Origin of the sequence: Flavobacterium branchiarum (genome assembly GCF_030409845.1) — a bacterium.
Lineage (GTDB): Bacteria > Bacteroidota > Bacteroidia > Flavobacteriales > Flavobacteriaceae > Flavobacterium > Flavobacterium branchiarum.
This window is the reverse complement of record NZ_JAUFQQ010000005.1, coordinates 1302367-1324356: the sequence shown is the minus strand read 5'-3', so window position 1 is coordinate 1324356 and position 21990 is coordinate 1302367. Positions and strand designations below refer to the sequence as shown.

The following is a 21990-nucleotide window of genomic DNA, read 5'->3' as shown; positions in this document are numbered from 1 at the left end:
CAGATAAGTTTTGTGTTTAGGTTAAAGTATTCTTTATGAGGTTTTTTTGTAGATGCATAAGTTGAGTAAAGCAATATGGGTAAGGTTCTTTTTTTTAAGTTTTATGTTGCGTTAAATACTTATAGTTAATAACAAGTTAAAAATATCACATCCTTTTAATCTTCATTTTGTCTTCATTTTACAGATGTACATTTGGTGTATAAATAAGGAGATAATTAATTTAAATATTGAAATCATGAAATCACAGATTCACGAAAACAGAAAAAGCAGACTGCAAAACTTGAGTAAAAATTTAGCAATGTTATTAGTAGCAGTTTTAGGAACAAGTGCAATGGTTAATGCAGCTCCAATGCCAGTAAAAGCAACTCCTGTAAAAGAGGTTAAAGCAACCAAACATCCAAAAACAAAAACAGATAAAAAAGCGAAAACTGTAAAAGCAACAGCTTCAAAAGCAGAACCAATGAAAACAAAAAAATAGAAGTCGTTTTTGTTTTGTTTTCGATTGGATTGATAATGGTCGACAAAACAAAAAGGATAATTATTGATGAGGCTGATAAAGAAATTTATCAGCTCTTTTTGTGTTCAGACAGGCGTTAAATTTTTTAATAAATTAAAAATTACGTTTTCATTATTTGCTTACTTTTAATTAATAAAAATACATTCTATGAATATTCTGATTGTCGAAGATAACAAAGAGCTGGCTATCGAGGTTCGTGATTTTTTGAGTAACGGTGGTTATGTCTGTAAAATTGCAAATACTTGTAATGAGGCATTAGATGAAATAGGAGGAAATGATTATGATGCGATGCTACTCGATTTGGGTTTGCCTGATGGTGATGGTTTTGATGTTCTAAAAGCAGTTCGAAAAACCAAATCTAAAATAGCAGTAATAGTTATAACAGCCCGTGGAGAGTTAGATGACAGGATAGATGGTTTGCATCTTGGAGCCGATGATTATCTTACAAAGCCTTTTGCATTGACAGAATTAAGTGCGCGTTTGTTTGCTGTTATTCGTAGAATGCATGGATATACACTAAATGATTTGGTAGTGCATGGATTTTCTTTGCAATTGCAAGATTATAAGGTGAGTTATGATGGAACACCGATTAATCTAACCAAAAAAGAATTTGATATTTTTCAGTATTTAGTACTGAATAAAAATCGTGTGATCACACGATTACAATTAACAGAGCATATTTGGGGAGATATTCTAGAAATCAATTCAGATTCTAATTTTATAGATGTTCACGTTCGTAATCTTCGAAAAAAACTAGACAAACACACAACAATAGATTGGTTTGAAACAGTAAGAAATGTCGGGTATCGTATTAATACTTAAATAAATCAACGTGAAAATAAAACATCAATTAGCCATCTTTAATGCATTAACACGATTGTTGTTGATTTTAGTTCTATGGCTAATGTTGCCGATTTTGATTCAAAATGTAGTTTACAGGCACATTAATAATGGTCTTATAGAAAAGAAGAAAAAGTTTATAGAGCATTTAAATCAAAATGAGATTGATGATTTTATCGAAAATGCAGCAGATTCTACCGAAACTTATTCGCAGTTTTCTAGCTTACACAGTGAGTTTTTAGTTCTTTCGAGATTGCCAAAATTACCAAATCAAGAAAAAACCTCATTTGTTAATGAAAATAGGATTATAGAAGGTGAAGAAAATGAGTACAGAATCTTGCAATATCATTTTACTTATGAAAATATAGGGTATGAGTTAGAGATAGGAAGCAGTTTGGCAGAGATAAAAGACCTTACTTTTATTATTAAGCTCTTTATAATTGTAGTTTTGGTTGTGGTAGTTTTGATAACATTTTTAGCAGATACTTTTTATATCGAGTATTTACTCAAGCCTTTTTATAAAATAATTGATACAAAAATTAGGCGAGTTAATGAGCCCGAAGCTTTTGATCATACTCCGATTAAAGCACATTCTACCGATTTTAGAGAATTAGATTCGGTTTTAAATCAAATGATGGATAGGATAGCAGAATTGTTTAAAAAAGAAAAACAATTTATATCCAATGTTTCCCATGAGTTATTAACGCCAATAGCTTTATTGAAAAATAAATTCGAAAATTTATTGCAAAATGAATCTTTAGATGATAATGCAATAGATAAAATAGCCAGTTCGCTCAAGACACTAGATATGTTGAAGAAAATAATCAATAATTTATTGCTAATCTCCAGAATAGAGAATAATCAATATGTAGCCAATGAAGTTATTGATTTTCATGAAATCGTAAATGGATTATATGAAGATCTTCAAGATAGAATTGAAGATAAAGGATTAGAGTTCTCTAATGATATGAAGCATGATTTTGATTTTAGAGGCAATAAAACACTCCTTCATATTTTATTGTACAATTTGGTAACAAACGCAATAAAGTACAATAAAGAAAATGGGAGCATAATTATTAGCGATGGATTCCTAGAACAACGGTATTATTTATCTATTTCCGACTCAGGGATAGGAATGAATGAATCTCAGATCGAAAATATATTTAATCGATTTACACGTATTAGTTCCGATCAAGACGGGCAAGGTTTAGGTTTGGCTATTGCAGATAGTATTGCATCCTTTCATCATATAGATATTAAAGTAACTTCAAGTCCAAATGAAGGAACAACGTTTTTATTATTATTTCCAAATGGTATTAAAGCTTAATTAAAAGTTAAAACTTTCGGGTAGGGCAAAACTTCATTTAATCTTCATTTAGTGAAGATATCTTTGACCTATAAATAATGAGTTAATAATCATAAAAACCACAATCATGAAAAAAGTATTAATGCTAGCTATAGCAGTTTTAGGAACAACAGCAATGGTAAGTGCACAAACAACACCAGCACAAACAACACCAGCAAAAGAAGTAAAAGCAACTAAACATGCTAAAAAGAAAGCAGATAAAAAAGCAGATTCTGTAAAAATGGAAACAGCTAAGCCAGAAGCTGCAAAAGCAAAAAAATAAGGGTTTGATTGGTATTTTGCTTACTGTAAATTAGACATAATAATTTATATAAGGGGGTAAGCAGGATAATAGTTTTAATAGGTGAAAGGCTGGTGAATTTATTCGCCAGCTTTTTTGTTATTGTTTGCGTTAAATTTTTGATAATTAAAAGTTTTTGCATTTTCATTCTTTGTTTCTTTGCCTAAAAAATTACCAATGGTCATTCGTTTTATAATTATTTGTGCTCTTTTTTTATTTATAGAGTTATATTCTTTTCAGGCTGTCAGAACATTGATCAAATTAAGATGGCTCTTGATAAGTTACCAAGTAATAAGTTTACTGCTTTTTATATTTATAATATATTCTTTTACGCAATTTGATCGATCTGTTGGGCAAACTAAGCAAACCATGTTTACTATGGGGTTAATGTTATTGGTTTATGTACCAAAAATTGTAATAACATTAGTGCTTTTGGGCGAAGATATTTTTCGTGCAGGAGTTGGAATAGTTAATTATTTCATCGAAAATCCAAATACTACAACAAATAGTGTAATTCCTAGCCGAAGAAAATTTGTAAGCCAATTGGCTGTAGGTTTAGCAGCAGTTCCTTTTTTATCTCTTATTTATGGGATTTTTGAAGGAAGGTATAATTTTAAAGTATTCAAGCAAACAGTATTTTTTCCAGATTTACCAGATGCTTTTGATGGATTTAGGATTACACAAATTTCGGATGTACACTCCGGAAGCTTTGATAATCCAGAGAAGATAAGCTATGCCATTGATTTGATAAACGAGCAAAATTCGGATATGATTTTGTTTACAGGAGATATCGTTAATACCCATGCTACCGAGATGCATCCTTGGCTGGAAACATTCAATAAAATCAAAAAACCTAAGTACGGTAAGTATTCCGTTTTAGGAAATCATGATTACGGGGAGTATGTTACTTGGCCATCTGAGGAAAAGAAAGAAGAGAATTTTGAAGCTATAAAAAAATTATACGAACAAATAGGTTTTCAATTGTTATTGAATGAACATACTTACATTCAAAAAGGAGATGACAAAATTGCTTTAGTTGGCGTAGAAAATTGGGGACATAATTTTAAAAAAGCAGGCGATTTAAATAAGGCATCACAAAATGTTAATCAAGATGATTTTAAAGTTTTAATGAGCCATGACCCAAGTCATTGGGAGTATGAAATAAAAGAGCATCCTAAGAATTTTCATCTTACATTATCAGGTCATACACACGGAATGCAATTTGGAATTGAAATTCCAGGTTATTTTAAATGGAGTTTGGCACAATATGTGTACAAACAATGGGCCGGTTTGTATGAAAATGCAGGTCGCTATGTATATGTAAATCGTGGTTTTGGTTTTCATGCTTATCCAGGAAGGGTAGGTATAATGCCTGAGATTACCGTGATTGAACTAAAAAAAGGTAAGAATGTGGCATAATTAGTTAAAAATGCTACATTTGTATATAATAAATTCTTTTTAGTAGATTTAAAAAGATTAAATTTTCGGTTATATGTCAAAATTTGGAGAACTTATAAATGCTCAAGTTCCAGTGTTAATAGATTTTTACACCGATTGGAACGAATCTTCTATTTCAATGCATCCTGTAATTAAGGATGTTGCAGCAGCGCTAGGCGATAAAGCCAAGGTGATAAAAATAGATGTGGATAAAAATCAGGAATTAGCCGATGCTCTTAGGATTAAAGGCCTTCCTACTTTGATGATATACAAAGATGGTCAAATGATTTGGAGGCAATCCGGCGAATTGGATGCAAATACTATTATTGGGATTGTACAAGAACAACTCTAATATCTTCTATATGCCACAAACTTGTGGTATTTTATACTTTACAGGATGTTCTATGTCTAATAAATAACATCAAATATAAAATTGTTATCCTTTAAATAATCTAATGTTTTTGGTAATGCAAATTTAAGATTTTGCGATGCTTTTACGCTATCGTGAAAAACTATTATGCTTCCTGGTTTTACATTTTTGATTACATTCTGCAAGCATTTTTCAGGAGATATATTTCGGTCAAAATCGGCACTTAAAACATCCCACATTATTATTTTATATCCAAATTGGCGTAATTGTGTCGATTGGGATTTTGTGATTTTTCCATAAGGAGGACGAAAAATCTTTGGCTGAATGGTTTTAGCAGATGACTCTTGAATTTGTTTGGCGCATAAAAGGCTATTCTTTAAGTAGGTCTCTGTGGGTGTTTTCCATCCTTTTAAATGGTCGTAAGTGTGATTTCCTATAACATGCCCCTCGTTAATTATTTTTTTGAAAATAGCAGGGTGTTTCTCTATGTTGTTTCCGATGCAGAAGAAAGTTGCTTTGGCATTTCGTTTTTTTAGTTCAGATAAAACCCATTCGGTGATTTCGGGAGTAGGGCCGTCATCAAAAGTCAAGTATATTTTATTCTCCTTATTAGGAATGTCCCAATAATAGTTAGAGAAAATATGTTTGATTAGCTTATTTGTTTTGATCCAATAAAAACTCATTTTCATAAATTTTAGATTATGTAAAAATAAAAAATGTAGCGGTATTTTTCAATAGCGCTACATTTTTTAATTATTATATTTTGAATCTTATTTATTCCTTTTCGCGACCAAATCGCTCAAAAACATTTACATAAGTATTAAAGATAGTCTTTTGTTTATTGTAGAAAGGTAAGTCTTTGCTTTCTTTCATTACTTGCAATAAGCTTCTGTATCTTTCGATATCAGTAATAATATCAATGGCAAGGCTAGATTGCTCAGAAGGCGTTAAATGACTATAGTATTCAAGATTCTCTTTGTATTTGTTTATTAGTTTTTCTAATAAATCATGTGCTTTGGCTTTTTCACCAACATCATAATATCCTTTAGCAAAAGGTTCTACTAATGAGTAATATCCAAATTTGTCTAAAGGCATTTTAGTCATTGCTAAATTGATGATGTTTTTAGCTTTGTCAATTTTACCTTCAGCAATTAATTGTTTCATTAATCGAGAAAGATTAGTACGGTATGTGATACTGTTTCTTCTAGTTTCAGGATCGTGATAGATTTTATCACTATCGCTATTACCCCAGTCCCATTTCATTACGATGTTGTACATTTTTTCACTGTCAATTTGTCCCATATCCATTGGTCCACCTTCTTTAGAAGGAACATTTTTAATAGGTACAAGTTTGTATGCCATACCATCAAGTTGAAGGTAGCTTTTTAGCCATAGATAATCCTCGTCATCAAATGCTCCGCCGCTAAAATAAATTGGTCTTTTCCAGTCATTGTTAGCTAGTATATCAAGCATCATTAAGCGGTTCTTGTATATAGCGCTTCCTTTAATGTCAATGTCGATATAAGGAACGATCGAGTCATAATACTTTGGTGCAACTACTTTGTTCTTAATAATATTGTCTTTGTTTATAGTAAGACGAATTTTATTAGTTGGGTAGAAATGAATTGTTTGTCCATTTTGCATTTCAACGGTAGACTTTGGATTTTTTATAAAGTTTATGAAATCTTTAATATCCCATCGGTTATCAATTTTCGGAATGTGAGCTACATAATCGCGGTTATCCCCCACATATTCATCATGTGTAAATGAAATTGGTAACGGATCTGATTCGTAAGCTTTCATTTTCATCTGATCAATGTACCAATCAGTCATGAATAAACTGGTGTTTACAATTTTAACATCGGTTCTAAAGTGTTCAATTTCTTGAATATACCATAAAGGGAATGTGTCGTTATCACCAATGGTGTATAGGATAGCATTTGGATCACAAGAGCTTAGATAAGCTTTTGCCATTGCTACAGCAGTGTACTTGTTTGATCTATCGTGATCGTCCCAGTTTTGAGAAGCCATAAGTACTGGTGCGGCAAGTAAGCTGGCTACGATAACTACGGGTCCAGCAATTTTTGGGGCTAAGTATTTCTGCAGAGTTTCGTAGAGGGCATATACTCCAAATCCAATCCAGATAGCAAATACATAAAAGGATCCTACAAGTGCATAATCCCTTTCTCGAGGTTCAAAAGGTCTTTCGTTTAAGTATATTTTTAATGCAAAACCTGTAAATAGGAACAAGGCAAGTAAGACATAGAAGCTTTTTATGTCTTTATTCGCATGGTACATCAGTCCAACTAGACCAAGAATAAATGGTAAAAAGAAATAAACGTTTCTTCCTTTGTTGTTTAAAACATCAGATGGTAAGTTATCTTGAGAAAGTAAATGGATAGAGTCCATGAATTTGATTCCACTAATCCAGTTACCGTCTAAGTTGTCATATTTTCCTTGAACATCGCTTTGACGACCAACAAAATTCCACATTAAATATCTCCAGTACATATAGCCGAATTGATATTCGAACATAAAACTAAAATTGTCTGCTGTTGTTGGTTTTTCAACAATTAAGTAGTCTTGGTAGCTTTTTAAGAATTTTATGTATCCTTCGTTGTCAATTTGTTTTTGAGCATATGCCTTTTTAAAATCCATGACAGTTTTTTCAACCTCATGTCTTAGTTGGGAAGTTGCTTTATTGTATTCTTCTTCAGTTAGTTGACTTGGGTCGATGCCGTATTTTTGCAAGTCATCCTCGTAAGGATAGTTTGGATTTATCTTAAAGGCAGGAGGATTTGTAAAGTTTGCGTAGTTTTCTGCGTGATCGGTACTCCACATTCTAGGTAAAAATGCTTTTTGAGCATCATCCATATTCTGTACAGCATTTTTATAATTATTGGTAATGATATATTTACCAGTTGTATAGTCTCTTTCGTAATTAGGTTTTTTGTCAAGATAAGGAGTGTTTTTGTCTAATCCTGCAAACATTTCTGTATACTGAGGTCCGTAAAACAATGGGTTTACACCGTATTGTTCACGATTGTAATAAGCAAGTACTTCGGTTGCATCCGAAGGTTTATTTTCATTAATCACGGTATTAGCATTGGCTCTAATAGGTAGCATTAACCAAGTAGAGAATCCAATTAAAATAAATAAGATACAAAGAATTATTGTGTTATAGAAAACAAGTCCTTTTTGTCTGGTGTAGCGTAATCCAAAATAAAAGAAAGCAATAAGAACTAAAGCTACAAATATAGTTCCTGAGTTAAAAGGCATTCCCATTTCGTTAACCATGTAGATTTCGGTTTTACCAAAGAAAGCCATTGTTAACGGAAGTAGTAATATGAAAATGAACAATAAGACTGCTACTACCACTATATTAGCGATAATGAAGTTTTTTATTGTAACTTTTTCGTAGTTTTTAAAGAAATAAAGGAATCCAATTGCAGGAATTGTAAGCAATGCCATGAAGTGTACTCCAAACGAAAGGCCAACTACTAAGGATATAATTAGTAACCATTTGTTGCCTCTAGGAGTATTCATATCTTGTTCCCAACGCAATCCTAGCCAGAATAGTAAGGCTATTAATAAGGATGCCATAGCATATACCTCTGCTTCAACAGCATTAAACCAGAAGCTGTCTGAGAAAGTATAAGCTAGTGCTCCAACAAAAGAGCTTCCTAAGATAACAATTGAATTGTTTGTATTGATCTCAGAAAAGCGTGAGATCATTTTTTTTAGAATAATAGAAGAAGACCAAAACATGAATAATATTGTGAATGCACTAGAGAACACCGACATCATATTAACCATTAAGGCCACATGCTGATCATCCATTGCAAACATTGCAAAGAAAGCGCCCATCATTTGGTATAAAGGAGCTCCAGGTGGGTGACCTACTTCAAGTTTAGCGGCTGTAGCGATGTATTCACCACAATCCCAAAAACTCATTGTGGGTTCGACAGTAAGTGTGTAAGTTATTAAAGCGATTGTAAAAGTTAACCAACCAATAATTGTATTCCATTTATTAAAGTTGAATTGTGCCATATTTAGGTGTTAAAAATTTGTCCATATTTAATCATACAAAGAAAATGTTTTTTTGTGTAACCAAACCAGCATTAACAAATTTTTCTATAAAAGTAATTCTTTAGATTAATTAACTGTGTGTTAATGTGTTCTGTGTTGGCGTTGAGATTTGTTGAATAAAAAATGATTTTTTTTTAAAATTTTTGCTCAAAAAGCTTGTGCGAACTAAATAAAGCTCTAAATTTGCACTCGCTTAACAGCACTGCTGGTCTATGGTGTAATGGTAACACAACTGTTTTTGGTGCAGTCTTTCAAGGTTCGAGTCCTTGTAGACCAACATAAAAAGCCTCTCAATCGAGAGGCTTTTTTTATTTAAAAAAGTTTTTTTAAAAAAGTTTGTGTAAACCAAAAAAAGCTTTAAATTTGCACTCGCTTAACAGCACTGCTGGTCTATGGTGTAATGGTAACACAACTGTTTTTGGTGCAGTCTTTCAAGGTTCGAGTCCTTGTAGACCAACATAAAGCCTCTCAATTGAGAGGCTTTTTTTATGCAATAAATTGTAGGTTGTTTTTAGTTTTTCTTTTTTAGGTGATTTGTAGTGTTGTTGTTTGATTAGATCTTAAAAGTCAGTATCGGACGTACTGCATGATTTACTATATCTTCGCTGAGGCTTCCGTTGAAAAAATGTGCAAATCCAGTTCTTCCGTGTGTGCACATGCCGATTAAATCTGCGTTAATGCTATTGGAGAAGTTTATAATTCCGTTTTCAATATTTGTGTCGTTATAAATATAGGTTGAATAGTTTTTTAAATTAAACGGAGTAATGAAATCTTCCATTGTTTTTTGAGCAACATGAGTTGGTTTGAAGCTGTTTGGAGTGCAAATCATTACTAAATGTAATTTAGAATCAAAGATTTTTACAAACTCAATCAATTTTTTAAAAGGTTTTTCGATTTCTTTTGAAAAATCTGAAGCAAAAACAAAATTCTTAGTTTTGAAATCTTTTATGTGTTGTTTTATTACTAAAACAGGTACTTCTGAATGGCGAACTACTTTTTCGGTGTTTGATCCAATAGCTAATTCTTCAAATCCTGAAACCCCATGTGAGCCCATGATAATTAAGTCTATTTCGTGCTCTTTGCTGGTTTTTATAATTCCTTCAGTGGGTCTGTCGAGTTTTGCTATCTCGATTATTGTAAGTCCGTCTAGGTAGGCGCTGTCAGCGGTTTTAGAAAGCATTTCGTTGGCTTTTTTTATGAAAAGCATGCTCTCGGGAATGCTGATTCCTCCAGTAACGGCGTCGTTCATTTGACTAGGTAATTCTAGCGTGTGGAGCAGAATTATTTCGGAGTTATTTTTTTTTGCGATCTGAGCGGCGACTTTTAAAGCGTTTTCTGCATGTTCAGAAAAATCGGTAGGAACTAATATGCGTTTCATGATCTTGAGTGTTAAATTATTTGAAGAATGGGCTGTTTTGATGCTCATATAAAGATAAGTAATATTTTTAGAGCAATCAATTTATTTTGATTTACAAAAAAAACACTATATTTGCACCGTTATTTATTAAAATCTAAATAATGAGGGGACTAAATGTCCCCTCTTTTTATAAAAGTATGACATTTAAAGAAAAAGTAAACGTATTAATAGCTGAGGGTCTTTTAGAAAAACCATCAATTTTTTTAACTGACTTAACCATTACCGATGCTTTCAAGATAATTGTATCTTTGGATGGAGATAATGGTGTGCTCTTGCAAGACTGTATTGATGTAAGTCGCGCTATCGAGAATAATTTGGACAGAGAAGAACAGGATTTTTCTTTGGAAGTTGCTTCGGTAGGAGTTGGGTCACCATTGAAGATGGTGAGACAGTACAAGAAAAACATTGGTAGAACATTAATTGTTAATGCTAATGGTGAAAAAATTGAGGCTGAGTTGGTTGATGCTAATGAAGATTTCATAATTTTGTCTTGGGAAGCAAGGGAGCCTAAGAAAATAGGAAAAGGAAAAGAAACAGTTCGTAAAGAGCAGCAAATACCTTATACAGAAATTAAAGAGGCAATTGTTACAGTAACATTTTAATTAAAGAATTCGCATGGAAAATTTAGCATTAATCGATTCATTCTCAGAGTTTAAAGATGATAAACTTATTGATCGTGTAACGCTTATGGCAATCTTAGAAGATGTATTTAGAAATGCATTGAAGAAAAAATACGGTTCAGATGATAACTTCGATATTATCATAAATCCTGATAAGGGAGATATGGAAATTTGGAGAAGGAGAGTAATTGTTGCTGACGAAGATCTTGATTTTGAAAATGAGGAAATTACTTTGACAGAAGCAAGAAGAATTGAGGCGGATTTTGAAATTGGAGAAGAAGTTTCTGAAGAAGTAAAATTAATTGATTTAGGTAGAAGAGCTATATTAGCTTTACGCCAAAATTTAATTTCTAAAATACACGAACACGATAACACAAATCTTTATAAGCAATTTAAAGATATTATTGGCGATATTTATACTGCCGAAGTGCACCATGTTCGTCCAAGAGTTGTAATTTTGGTGGATGATGAAGGAAATGAAATTGTATTGCCAAAAGAAAAACAAATTCCATCTGACTTTTTCCGTAAAGGAGATAACGTTCGTGGAATTATTGAAAGCGTTGAATTAAAAGGGAACAAGCCACAAATTATTATGTCTAGAACTTCTGAGAAGTTTTTAGAGAAATTATTTGAACAAGAAATTCCTGAAGTATTCGACGGATTGATTACAGTTAAAAATGTAGTTAGAATACCAGGAGAGAAAGCAAAAGTAGCGGTAGATTCTTACGATGATAGAATTGATCCTGTTGGAGCTTGTGTTGGTATGAAAGGTTCACGTATTCACGGAATTGTTCGTGAATTAGGAAATGAGAATATAGATGTTATTAATTATACTAGTAACATTCAATTATATATTACTAGGGCTTTAAGTCCTGCAAAAGTTTCCTCAATAAAAATTAATGAAGAAACAAAAAGAGCCGAAGTTTTCTTGAAATTAGAGGAAGTTTCTAAAGCTATCGGTAGAGGTGGTCATAACATTAAACTAGCTGGTCAATTAACAGGCTACGAGCTTGATGTTATTAGAGAAGGAGATGTAGCAAGTGGTGAAGACGACGATGTCGAATTAACTGAGTTCTCTGATGAAATCGAAGGATGGGTTATCGAGGAGTTTGCTAAAATAGGATTGGATACTGCAAAAAGTATTTTAAAACAAGAAGTAGAAGATTTAGTAAGAAGAACAGACTTAGAAGAGGAAACAATTCTAGATGTAATGCGTATACTAAAAGAAGAGTTTGATAGTTAGTCTATCTTTCTCACAACACAACGAATAGGTAATAATAAAAAGGTTTTATGTCTGAAGAGAGAGTAATAAGAATAAACAAGGTTTTAAGGGAATTAAATATTTCATTAGAAAGAGCTGTGGATTATCTAAAAGATAAAGGAATTGCTATTGATGCAAATCCAAACGCAAAAATTTCTAATCAGGAATTTAATATCCTACAAAGCCAATTTGCGGGCGATAAGGGAAATAAGGAGGCTTCTAAAGAAGTTGGTGAGGAAAAGAGAAAAGAGAAAGAAGCATTGCGTGTAGAACGCGAAAAAGAAATTGAAGACAAACGCAAGCAAGACGAAGAGCGCCAAAAACAACAAGAGGTTATAAAAGCGAGAGCTGTTGTAACTGCTCCAGTTCAAGTTGGTAAAATAAATCTAAATCCGAAAAAACCTGCAATTATTCCAAACACTCCTTCAGTAGCAGCAGAGCCAATAAAAGTTGAAACACCTAAGGAAGTTGTAAAAGAAGAAAAACCTGTTGAAAAAGAGGTAGTTCAACCTGTACAACCACCAGTTGTTGTTACTGAGAAAAAAGAAGAAAAACCAGTTGTAGAGAAAAAGGAAATTAAGCAAGAAGTAGTGGTGCCAGTAGAAAAAGCACCTGTAGTAAAAGTAGAGCCTGTTGTAAAAGCGGAGCCTGCTGTAGTTACACCTCCTGTCGAAGAATCTATAACAACACAATATCAGAAATTATCTGGAACTACTCTTACGGGGCAAACTATTGATTTATCTCAATTTAATAAGCCTAAAAAGAAGAAAGAAGATCCAAAGATAACTCCTAATAAACCAGGAGCTCCAGGAGCAGCAGCTAATAATGCTAACAAAAATAAGCGTAAAAGAATTGCTCCTAAACCAGGTGCGACTAGACCGGCTGTGCCACCAGGAACACCTAATCCTAATAAAATTACTCCTAATACAGGAGGAGCTGGAGGAGGATTTAATGCTAACAGAAGTTCTAGACCAGGTTTCGTAAAAGGAAACCGTCCTGCAATTGTAGCTAAGGTTGAGCCTACTGAAGAGGAAGTAAAAAACCAAATTAGAGAGACGCTTGAGAAATTACAAGGTAAAGGTGGTAAATCAAAAGCTGCTAAATACCGTAGAGATAAAAGAGATACGCACCGTCAGAAATCTGATGATGAGCAAAGAGCTTTAGACGAAGGAAGTAAAACTATTAAAGTTACTGAATTTGTTACTGTAGGTGAAATTGCTATCATGATGGATGTGCCAATTACTAAAGTTATTGGTACTTGTATGTCACTTGGAATCATGGTTACCATGAATCAGCGTCTTGATGCAGAAACATTAACAATCGTAGCTGATGAATTTGGTTATGAAGTTGAGTTTATTACTGTAGATATCGAGGAAGCTATTGAAGTAGTTGAAGATAGAGAAGAAGACTTAGTGGTTAGAGCGCCAATTGTTACTGTAATGGGTCACGTCGATCACGGTAAAACATCTTTACTAGATTATATTCGTAAAGAAAATGTTATCGCTGGTGAGTCTGGAGGTATTACACAACATATTGGAGCATACGGAGTAACATTAGATAATGGTCAAAAAATTGCATTCTTAGATACACCAGGTCACGAAGCGTTTACAGCGATGCGTGCACGTGGAGCTCAAGTTACCGATGTTGCTATTATCGTAATTGCTGCGGATGATGATATCATGCCACAAACAAAAGAGGCTATCAGCCATGCGCAAGCAGCTGGAGTACCAATCATATTTGCTATCAATAAAGTTGATAAGCCAAATGCTAATCCAGAGAAAATAAAAGAAAAATTAGCAAGTATGAATTTACTTGTTGAAGATTGGGGAGGAAAAATCCAATCACATGATATTTCTGCAAAAACTGGATTAGGAGTTAAAGAATTATTAGAAAAAGTATTATTAGAGGCTGAGATTTTAGATTTAAAATCAAACCCAAATAAACCAGCACAAGGAACTGTTGTTGAAGCTTTCTTAGATAAAGGAAAAGGATATGTTTCGACTATCTTAGTTCAACACGGAACACTTAAAATTGGAGATTATATGTTAGCTGGAAAGCATCATGGTAAAATTAAAGCCATGCATGATGAAAGAGGGCATACAGTTCTTGAAGCAGGGCCATCAACTCCTGTATCAGTTTTAGGTCTAGATGGTGCAGCAACGGCAGGTGATAAATTTAATGTATTTGCAGATGAGAAAGAAGCAAAACAAATTGCTTCAAAACGTTCTCAGTTAATGCGTGAACAATCTGTACGTACACAAAGACATATTACGTTAGATGAAATTGGACGTCGTATTGCTCTTGGTCAATTTAAAGAATTGAACGTGATTCTTAAAGGAGATGTGGATGGTTCTGTTGAGGCGTTATCTGATTCGTTCTCTAAATTATCTACTGAAGAAATTCAAATTAATATTATCCATAAAGGTGTTGGAGCAATTACAGAAACTGACGTTATGTTGGCTTCTGCATCAGATGCGATTATTATTGGATTTAATGTTCGTCCAGCTGGTAATGCAAGACAATTAGCAGATAAAGAAGAAATCGATATCCGTTACTACTCTATTATCTATGCTGCTATCGACGACTTAAAAGATGCAATGGAAGGAATGTTAGCTCCAGAGATGAAAGAAGAAGTTCTTGGTACCGCAGAAGTTAGAGAGATATTCAAAATTTCTAAAGTTGGTTCTATTGCAGGATGTATGGTAATGGATGGTAAAATAGCAAGAAACTCTAAAATTAGAGTTATCAGAGATGGTGTTGTTGTATTTACTGGAGAGTTATTAGCATTAAAACGTTTCAAAGACGATGTTAAGGAAGTTAGTAAAGGATACGATTGTGGTATTCAAATTAAAAACTTTAATGATATCGAAGAGCGTGATGTAATTGAAGCTTACCATGAAGTAGCAATAAAAAAGAAATTGAAATAAAATTTATAGATTTCAAATTAAAAATCCCGACTTGTCGGGATTTTTTTTTGTTTAATATTGAAATTGCTAAAGATCTTTTATAAATGTAAAGAGTCGTTTTTTTGTGATCTTCATATTTAATTTTAGTTATGATACTTCTTGGGATCAATACCAAAACCTGTGGAGTAGTAAGGTTTTCTTTTGTTCGAAATTTTTTTTAACCACAATCTTGTCTTTCTGACGAAGGAAGAATCTCCATAAGAAGCTAATCAAAGTATTCCTAGATTGTCGAACTATTAGATGCGATTACTTTATCTATTCACTATCGCTCAGGTCTTCATGCCTTAAAAGGACAAGCTTGGGATCAAGAAGAACCTTTGGAGGGTCAAGATTGGGGCAATGCAGGATGCTATAAAAAAAACTGTTTTGTGTTAGCTACTTGATTCGATTTTTGTCTCCCCACAGGTTTTCGTGTTGATTTACTTCTTGTGTGTGATTTGTAAAAAAGACTTTAAATAATAGATTTGCGATTTTATTCGTGTCGGAACAAGAATGATTAGCCAATTTTTTTTTAGCTAAAGCCAAATATTTGTTAGCTTATGTTATTAAGCGTTGAACTGTTTTTACTTAAAATTTATAAGGGTGAGTGTTTGTATTCAACTTTGATTTTTTGTGTATTGGAATAAAGTTTTAAAATTGATTATTTTATTCGTGTTGTTTCTTTTTATTAGGTAGGTTTCGTGAAAAAAAAATGTTTGTTGATTTCGGCATGTTTAAATCAGTGTGCTTTTTGGAAGAGGGGAAAGGATTGTTTTTGGATTAATCGATGATTTTGGTTTTTCATAAAGTTACTTATGATAGCTTGGGTTATTTTTTTAGTCCTTAGGAGTTTGTGATGATGAATATAAAGGTTGTATTTTACTGAATAAGGCGTTAATTTTTCATTTTGCTATATTGATGTGGTTTCGCAAATTGATGTCTTTTTTGAAGAGTACTTGTTGTTTTTGTTTTTTTGGTGAATATCTTATTGTTTTGAAGTTTTTTTCTATTGTTGGCAATTAATAGTGATCAATAGGTTAAAAAGATTATTTTGTTTTACCTAGTTTTTTTTTTATTTAGGGTTTTATTATGTTGGTTGCTTTTTTATGTTGGTATTGTCTTTTTGTAAAGTGTTTTTTATGTAGAGTGTTTTTTAAAAGTTTTCTACTTGCTTTGGATGGCTGTCTTATTTTTATGTTTTTCTTTTTTTCTTCTTATACCTGATGCAGTTTTTTTATTGTTAATAATGGTGTTTTTATTTTTTTGAGTGCATAGGTTAGTTTGCATTTGCATCAGAATCCAATTTTTATTTTGATAAAGAAAAATGATTTTTTTATCTTTAAGCTTGTCGGTATTTGTGCTTTTCTTCTAAAATTTCAATGGGATATTGTTCTTGGTTTTTTGTTTTTTTTTGTGATGTATAATGGAAAACATAAATTTTTTGTTTGAGAATTGGTTTTGTTTTGGGTCTATTATTCTTAGTATAAACGTTATTTCTCTAAAGTGTATTTTCTAGTTTTTAATTTTTTTTTTTAGGGTTTTATAGTTTTTAAGTTTTAAAATTATTGGGAAAATTCTAGGGATAGTTCTTGGAGGTGTTTCTTGTAAAAGTGTTTACATTTTTTTAAGATTTATTGCTTTGTGATAATGTCTTTATCGCATTGTTGGCCTAATAGTACAGTTTAGTTTATTAAAAGTATGTTCTTCGATATTTTGATAACAAAAAAAAAGCCATTCTGTTTGAATGGCTTTTTTTTTGTGAAAAAATATTTCTTTGAATGTGTTTGAGTTTTATTTACTTGGTTTAATGAGGAATACGTTTTTGAATCTTCTTTTTATCTCAATTAAGTTTCTTTCGGCTTCAATTCTGCTTTTAAAATTACCAACCATAACTTTATAGTTTGGCGTGTTGAAAATTATAGTACCATCTATGTTTTTGAACTCTTGTTTGAAATCGCTAAGCGTCTTTTTTGCATCTTCACTCTTGCCACTAAAAATTTGGATTTTATAGCTGTCGTTAACGCTAATTGACGCGTTAATTTTACGTTTTTCATTCAGTAATTGCTCGAATTTAGGGTCTTGATTTAATGTAATGTTTTGTTGTTGTGCATTAATGTTGCATGCCGTAATTAATAGTAATAATGTGTAAAGTGCTTTTTTTCTAGGAGTTAAAATTCTCATAATGTGATGGTTTTTATGCAAAAATAGTGTTTAATAAATAAATGGATATCGGAAAAATTATTTAGAATTGATATAAATTGGTATTTAAGGATGTTTTAAGGTTTTGAGAATAGTTCTTAAATCGTATTTTTGTGCAAGTTTTAAAAGAAGGTATTCTATTTTGTGTAATTAATATACAGAAAAAACCGTACCAAATTTTAGTTGATAATCATTATACAATATGGAAAAGGTGGGTAACCATAATTCGATCTCAAGGAAATTATTTTTAAGCTTAGGGCTAACGTTAATTTTCTCGCTAAGTTCATTTGCACAAGATGCTGCTACTGCAGCAGCGCCTGAAGCTGCTCCTGTAGCAACTCAAGGAGGTGATCCGGTAAAGGGTAAAGAACTTTTTAATGCAAATTGTGCTGCATGTCACAAACTAGATGGAAAATCGACAGGTCCTGAATTAAGGGGCGTGGCGGAAAAACATGATAAAGCTTGGCTTTACAAGTGGATTCATAATAGTTCTGACATGATTAAGTCTGGTGATCCTGTAGCTGTAAAGCTTTTTGCAGATCACAACAAAGCTGTAATGACTTCTTTTCCTCAATTATCAGAGGGAGATATAGATAATATTATTGCTTATACGTCTACTCCTAAAGCTGCTGCTCCAGTAGCAACGGCTACTACAGCTGTACCTGGTACAGGAGGAGAAAGTGGTTCTATCTCTAATAATGTTATCCTAGGTGCTCTTGCTCTTGTAATGGGTATGCTGGTAGTGATGCTTTACTTAGTAAACAACGTTTTAAGAAAAGTTGCTAAGGCAAATGGGATTGACGTTGCGCCAAAAGAGCCTAGAGTTTCTTTATGGAAAGCATTTGCTAGAAATCAATTTTTGGTTTTAGTTTCTTCAATAATATTATTGTTGGCAAGTGGTTATTTTGTTTACGGTTACTTAATGCAAGTAGGTGTTGATCAGAATTATGAGCCAATTCAGCCAATACATTATTCACACAAAATTCACGCAGGTGATAACGAGATCAATTGTAAATATTGTCACTCTGCTTCACGTGTAAGTAAAACTGCTGGTATTCCATCTTTAAATGTTTGTATGAACTGTCATAAAAACATTTCTGAAGTTGCTGAAACTACTGCTACTCCAGAGTACAGCAAAGCATTTTACGATGAGCAAATTCAAAAATTATACAACGCTGTTGGATGGGATAAAACAACTCAGACGTATACAGGGAAAACGCAACCAGTAAAATGGGTTCGTATTCATAATTTACCTGACTTCGTTTATTTTAATCACTCACAACACGTTACTGTTGCTGGTATTGAATGTCAAACTTGTCACGGTCCAGTACAAGAGTATGAAATCATGAAGCAGTATTCTAAGTTAACAATGGGATGGTGTATTGATTGCCATAGAAAAACTGATGTTAAGATGGAAGGAAATGAGTATTATACTAAAATACACGCAGAGCTTTCTAAAAAATACGGTGTAGAGAAATTGACTGCAGCGCAAATGGGAGGTTTAGAGTGTGGTAAATGCCACTATTAATCAAATTATTAAGATTTTAATATTTATATACAATGTCATCAAACAAAAAATACTGGAAAAGTGTTGAAGAGCTAGACGAAAATAGTTCTATTGTTGAGGCGCTTAGAAATAACGAATTTGTTGAAGAAATTCCTACTGATGAATTTTTAGGAAATGAAGGAGCTTTAGCTTCGTCTTCGACATCGCGTCGTGACTTTTTAAAGTACGTTGGGTTTAGTACTGCAGCAGTTACGCTTGCAGCTTGCGAAGGCCCTGTTCACAAATCGATACCTTATGTACTTCAACCAGAACAAATCATACCAGGAATAGCAGATTATTATGCTACTACTGTTTTTGATGGTTTCGATTTTGCTAATCTTTTAGTAAAGACACGTGAAGGGCGTCCTATTAAAATTGACAATAACACAATTTCAGGAGCGAAATTTTCAGCCAATGCTAGAATTCATGCGTCTATATTATCGTTATACGATAGTATGCGTTTGAAAGAACCTAAGTTGGAAGGGAAAAATGCAACTTGGTCTGCTGTTGATTTGAAAATTAAATCTAGTATTGCTGAGGCAAATGCTAAAGGTGGACAAATTGTTTTGTTAACAAATACTTTAGCAAGTCCATCGACTGAAAAATTAATAGCTGAGTTTATAGCTAAAAACCCTAATGCAAAACATGTTGTATATGATGCGGTTTCGTCATCATCTGCTCTAGATGCATTTGAAACGGTTTATGGTGAAAGAGCTTTAGTTAATTACGATTTCTCAAAAGCATCACTTATCGTTTCGGTAGGAGCTGACTTTTTAGGAGATTGGCAAGGAGGAGGGTATGACGCTGCTTATGCACAAGGACGTATTCCAAGAAATGGAAAAATGTCTCGTCACTTCCAATTAGAAGCAAACATGACTTTGTCTGGTGCTGCTGCTGATAAGCGTTTGCCTATGTCAACTGCAAATCAAAAACAAGCATTAGTACATATATATAATATTGTAACAGGTTCATCTGTTGCTGTTAATTTAGACGCTCAGTTTAAAGCTGAAGTTACTAAAGCAGCTCAACAATTAAAAGCTGCTGGTTCAAAAGGAGTATTAGTATCTGGTATTCAAGATAAAAATGCTCAGTTATTAGTTTTGGCTATTAACCAAGTGTTGGCAAGTGAAGCTTTTACTACTTCTGAGACAAGACAAATTAGAAAAGGATCTGACGCTAAAGTTGCTCAGTTAATTAATGATATGAAAGCAGGAAGCGTTCATACTTTACTTATGAGTGGTGTTAATCCAATTTATACATTGGCAGATAGCGAATCTTTCGCTACAGGATTGAAAAAAGTTAAAACATCAGTTGCTTTTTCTTTAAAAGAAGACGAAACTGCTTTACTTTCTACAATTGCTGCTCCAGTTCCTCATTATTTAGAGTCTTGGAATGATGTATCTATTACAAAAGGAACTTATGGTCTTACTCAACCGACTATTCGTCCTATATTTGACACAAAACAATTTCAAGATGTTTTATTATCTCTAACAGGAGCTTCTGGAACTTTTTATGATTATATCAAAGCAAATGCTTCTGGGATAATTGCTGGTTCTAGTTGGAATAAAGTATTACACGATGGAATTTTTGTTGGAAGCTCTACGGCTCTTTCTGCAGGTTCTGTTGACTATAGTGCGGCTGCAAATGCTGTATCACAATCAAAAGCTTTAGGTGATTTCGAATTAGTATTGTATACTAAAACTGGAATGGGTGATGGGCAACAAGCAAACAACCCTTGGTTACAAGAGTTTCCTGATCCAATCACAAGAGTTTCTTGGGATAACTATGTGACTGTTTCTAATGCAGATGCTAAGGCATTGGACATGAGTAACGAAATTGTTGCTAATGGTGGATTAAACGGAAGTTATGCTACTATTACTACTGCTGATGGACTTAAGCTTGAAAATGTACCAGTTATTGTTCAACCTGGACAAGCAGTAGGTACAATTGGACTAGCTTTAGGTTATGGACGTAAAGCGGCTCTAAAAGAAGAAATGATTGTAGGTTTAAATGCTTACTCTTTATATAAAGGTTTTAATGACATACAATCTGTGAAACTTGCAAAAGCTAGCGGTGAACATGAGTTTGCTTGTGTACAAGGTCAAAAAACATTAATGGGAAGAGGAGATATTATTAAAGAAACCTCTCTTGAAATATTCAATACTAAAGATGCTGAATTTTGGAACGAACAACCAAAAGTATCTTTGGATCACAATGAAGTAAATGCTACATCTGTAGATTTATGGGATTCATTTGACCGTTCAACAGGACATCACTTTAATCTTTCAATTGACTTAAATGCATGTACTGGATGTGGGGCTTGTGTTATAGCTTGTCACGCTGAAAACAATGTACCAGTTGTTGGTAAATCTGAAGTAAGAAGAAGTCGTGATATGCACTGGTTGCGTATCGATAGATATTACTCATCAGAAAGTACTTTTGCAGGAGATAACGAAAGAAAAGATAATATTGCGGGATTGTCAAGTTCATTGTCTACATTTAACGAAATGGAAAAAGCGGGAGATAATCCACAAGTTTCTTTCCAACCAGTAATGTGTCAGCATTGTAATCACGCTCCTTGTGAAACTGTTTGCCCAGTTGCAGCAACTTCACACGGTCGTCAAGGACAAAACCAAATGGCTTACAACAGATGTGTTGGTACTCGTTACTGTGCTAATAACTGTCCGTACAAAGTACGTCGTTTCAACTGGTTCTTGTATAACAAAAACAGTGAATTCGATTATCACATGAATGACGATTTAGGACGTATGGTATTAAATCCAGACGTAAACGTTCGTTCTCGTGGAGTTATGGAGAAATGTTCTATGTGTATTCAAATGACACAAGCTACAATATTAAAAGCTAAGAATGAAGGTAGATCAATAGTTGATGGTGAATTCCAAACAGCTTGTTCTAACGCTTGTTCATCTGGAGCAATGATATTTGGTGATGTAAATGATAAAGATAGTCAAGTGACTAAATTAGCTGCTGATGATAGAATGTATCATTTATTGGAGCATGTCGGAACAAAACCTAATGTGATTTATCACGTTAAAGTTAGAAATACTTAGTACAAAAAATTATTAATTAAGAAACAATATAA

15 protein-coding genes and 2 tRNA genes are annotated in these 21990 nt (G+C 33.1%); 13 read left to right on the top strand and 4 right to left on the bottom strand.

The features are described 5' to 3' along the window. Positions 1–235 precede the first annotated feature (235 nt). The 6 genes from QWY99_RS17630 (at position 236) to QWY99_RS17605 (ending at position 4792) form a co-directional block, all read left to right on the top strand. Entirely contained in the window at positions 236–478 is a 243-nt protein-coding gene (locus QWY99_RS17630; RefSeq protein WP_290268281.1) for a hypothetical protein, read from the top strand. A gap of 186 nt (positions 479–664) precedes the next feature. After that, entirely contained in the window at positions 665–1339 is a 675-nt protein-coding gene (locus tag QWY99_RS17625; protein WP_290267034.1) for a response regulator transcription factor, read from the top strand. Positions 1340–1349: 10 nt separating this feature from the next. Beyond that, complete coding sequence (locus tag QWY99_RS17620; RefSeq protein WP_290267033.1) at positions 1350–2684, top strand: sensor histidine kinase; 1335 nt, start codon at positions 1350–1352, stop codon at positions 2682–2684. Positions 2685–2790: 106 nt separating this feature from the next. Then, entirely contained in the window at positions 2791–2985 is a 195-nt protein-coding gene (locus QWY99_RS17615) for a hypothetical protein (protein ID WP_290267032.1), read from the top strand. A gap of 195 nt (positions 2986–3180) precedes the next feature. Further along, positions 3181–4422 carry a metallophosphoesterase gene (locus QWY99_RS17610; protein ID WP_290267031.1) on the top strand — a complete coding sequence of 414 codons (1242 nt, stop codon included), beginning with the start codon at positions 3181–3183 and terminating at the stop codon, positions 4420–4422. 73 nt (positions 4423–4495) lie between these two features. Further along, positions 4496–4792, top strand: coding sequence for a thioredoxin family protein (locus tag QWY99_RS17605; protein ID WP_290267030.1), 297 nt, complete (start codon positions 4496–4498; stop codon positions 4790–4792). A 56-nt stretch (positions 4793–4848) separates the two neighbouring features. On the opposite strand, the gene QWY99_RS17600 is transcribed toward QWY99_RS17605, so the two are convergent. Next, positions 4849–5493, bottom strand: a complete 645-nt coding sequence (locus tag QWY99_RS17600) for a polysaccharide deacetylase family protein (protein ID WP_290267029.1) — start codon at positions 5491–5493, stop codon at positions 4849–4851. A 91-nt stretch (positions 5494–5584) separates the two neighbouring features. Next, on the bottom strand, positions 5585–8860 hold the full coding sequence (locus QWY99_RS17595; protein WP_290267028.1) for a glycosyltransferase family 117 protein: 3276 nt from the start codon (positions 8858–8860) through the stop codon (positions 5585–5587). A gap of 245 nt (positions 8861–9105) precedes the next feature. On the opposite strand from QWY99_RS17595, the gene QWY99_RS17590 reads away from it, so the two are divergent. Beyond that, positions 9106–9176, top strand: a tRNA-Gln gene (locus QWY99_RS17590). Between the two features lie 109 nt (positions 9177–9285). After that, positions 9286–9356 (top strand) — tRNA-Gln (locus QWY99_RS17585). A 96-nt stretch (positions 9357–9452) separates the two neighbouring features. On the opposite strand, the gene QWY99_RS17580 is transcribed toward QWY99_RS17585, so the two are convergent. Next, entirely contained in the window at positions 9453–10277 is an 825-nt protein-coding gene (locus QWY99_RS17580; protein ID WP_290267027.1) for a universal stress protein, read from the bottom strand. A 176-nt stretch (positions 10278–10453) separates the two neighbouring features. Between QWY99_RS17580 and rimP the strand changes: the two genes are divergently transcribed. From rimP to infB, 3 genes are read left to right on the top strand one after another with little or no spacing between them, the layout of a single operon-like run. Beyond that, positions 10454–10918 carry a ribosome assembly cofactor RimP gene (gene rimP, locus QWY99_RS17575; protein WP_290267026.1) on the top strand — a complete coding sequence of 155 codons (465 nt, stop codon included), beginning with the start codon at positions 10454–10456 and terminating at the stop codon, positions 10916–10918. Between the two features lie 13 nt (positions 10919–10931). Then, positions 10932–12179 carry a transcription termination factor NusA gene (gene nusA / locus QWY99_RS17570; RefSeq protein WP_229989914.1) on the top strand — a complete coding sequence of 416 codons (1248 nt, stop codon included), beginning with the start codon at positions 10932–10934 and terminating at the stop codon, positions 12177–12179. Between the two features lie 47 nt (positions 12180–12226). After that, a complete protein-coding gene (infB, locus tag QWY99_RS17565) occupies positions 12227–15124 on the top strand; it encodes a translation initiation factor IF-2 (RefSeq protein ID WP_290267025.1) in 2898 nt (965 codons plus the stop codon). Positions 15125–16933: 1809 nt separating this feature from the next. Here infB and QWY99_RS17560 read toward each other — a convergent pair. Continuing rightward, on the bottom strand, positions 16934–17323 hold the full coding sequence (locus QWY99_RS17560) for an SPOR domain-containing protein (RefSeq protein WP_290267024.1): 390 nt from the start codon (positions 17321–17323) through the stop codon (positions 16934–16936). Positions 17324–17543: 220 nt separating this feature from the next. Here QWY99_RS17560 and QWY99_RS17555 point away from each other — a divergent pair, with 220 nt between their 5' ends. Together QWY99_RS17555 and QWY99_RS17550 are read left to right on the top strand one after the other, a co-directional pair. Next, positions 17544–18869 carry a c-type cytochrome gene (locus QWY99_RS17555; RefSeq protein ID WP_290267023.1) on the top strand — a complete coding sequence of 442 codons (1326 nt, stop codon included), beginning with the start codon at positions 17544–17546 and terminating at the stop codon, positions 18867–18869. 32 nt (positions 18870–18901) lie between these two features. Beyond that, complete coding sequence (locus QWY99_RS17550) at positions 18902–21958, top strand: TAT-variant-translocated molybdopterin oxidoreductase (protein WP_290267022.1); 3057 nt, start codon at positions 18902–18904, stop codon at positions 21956–21958. Positions 21959–21990: the final 32 nt, after the last annotated feature.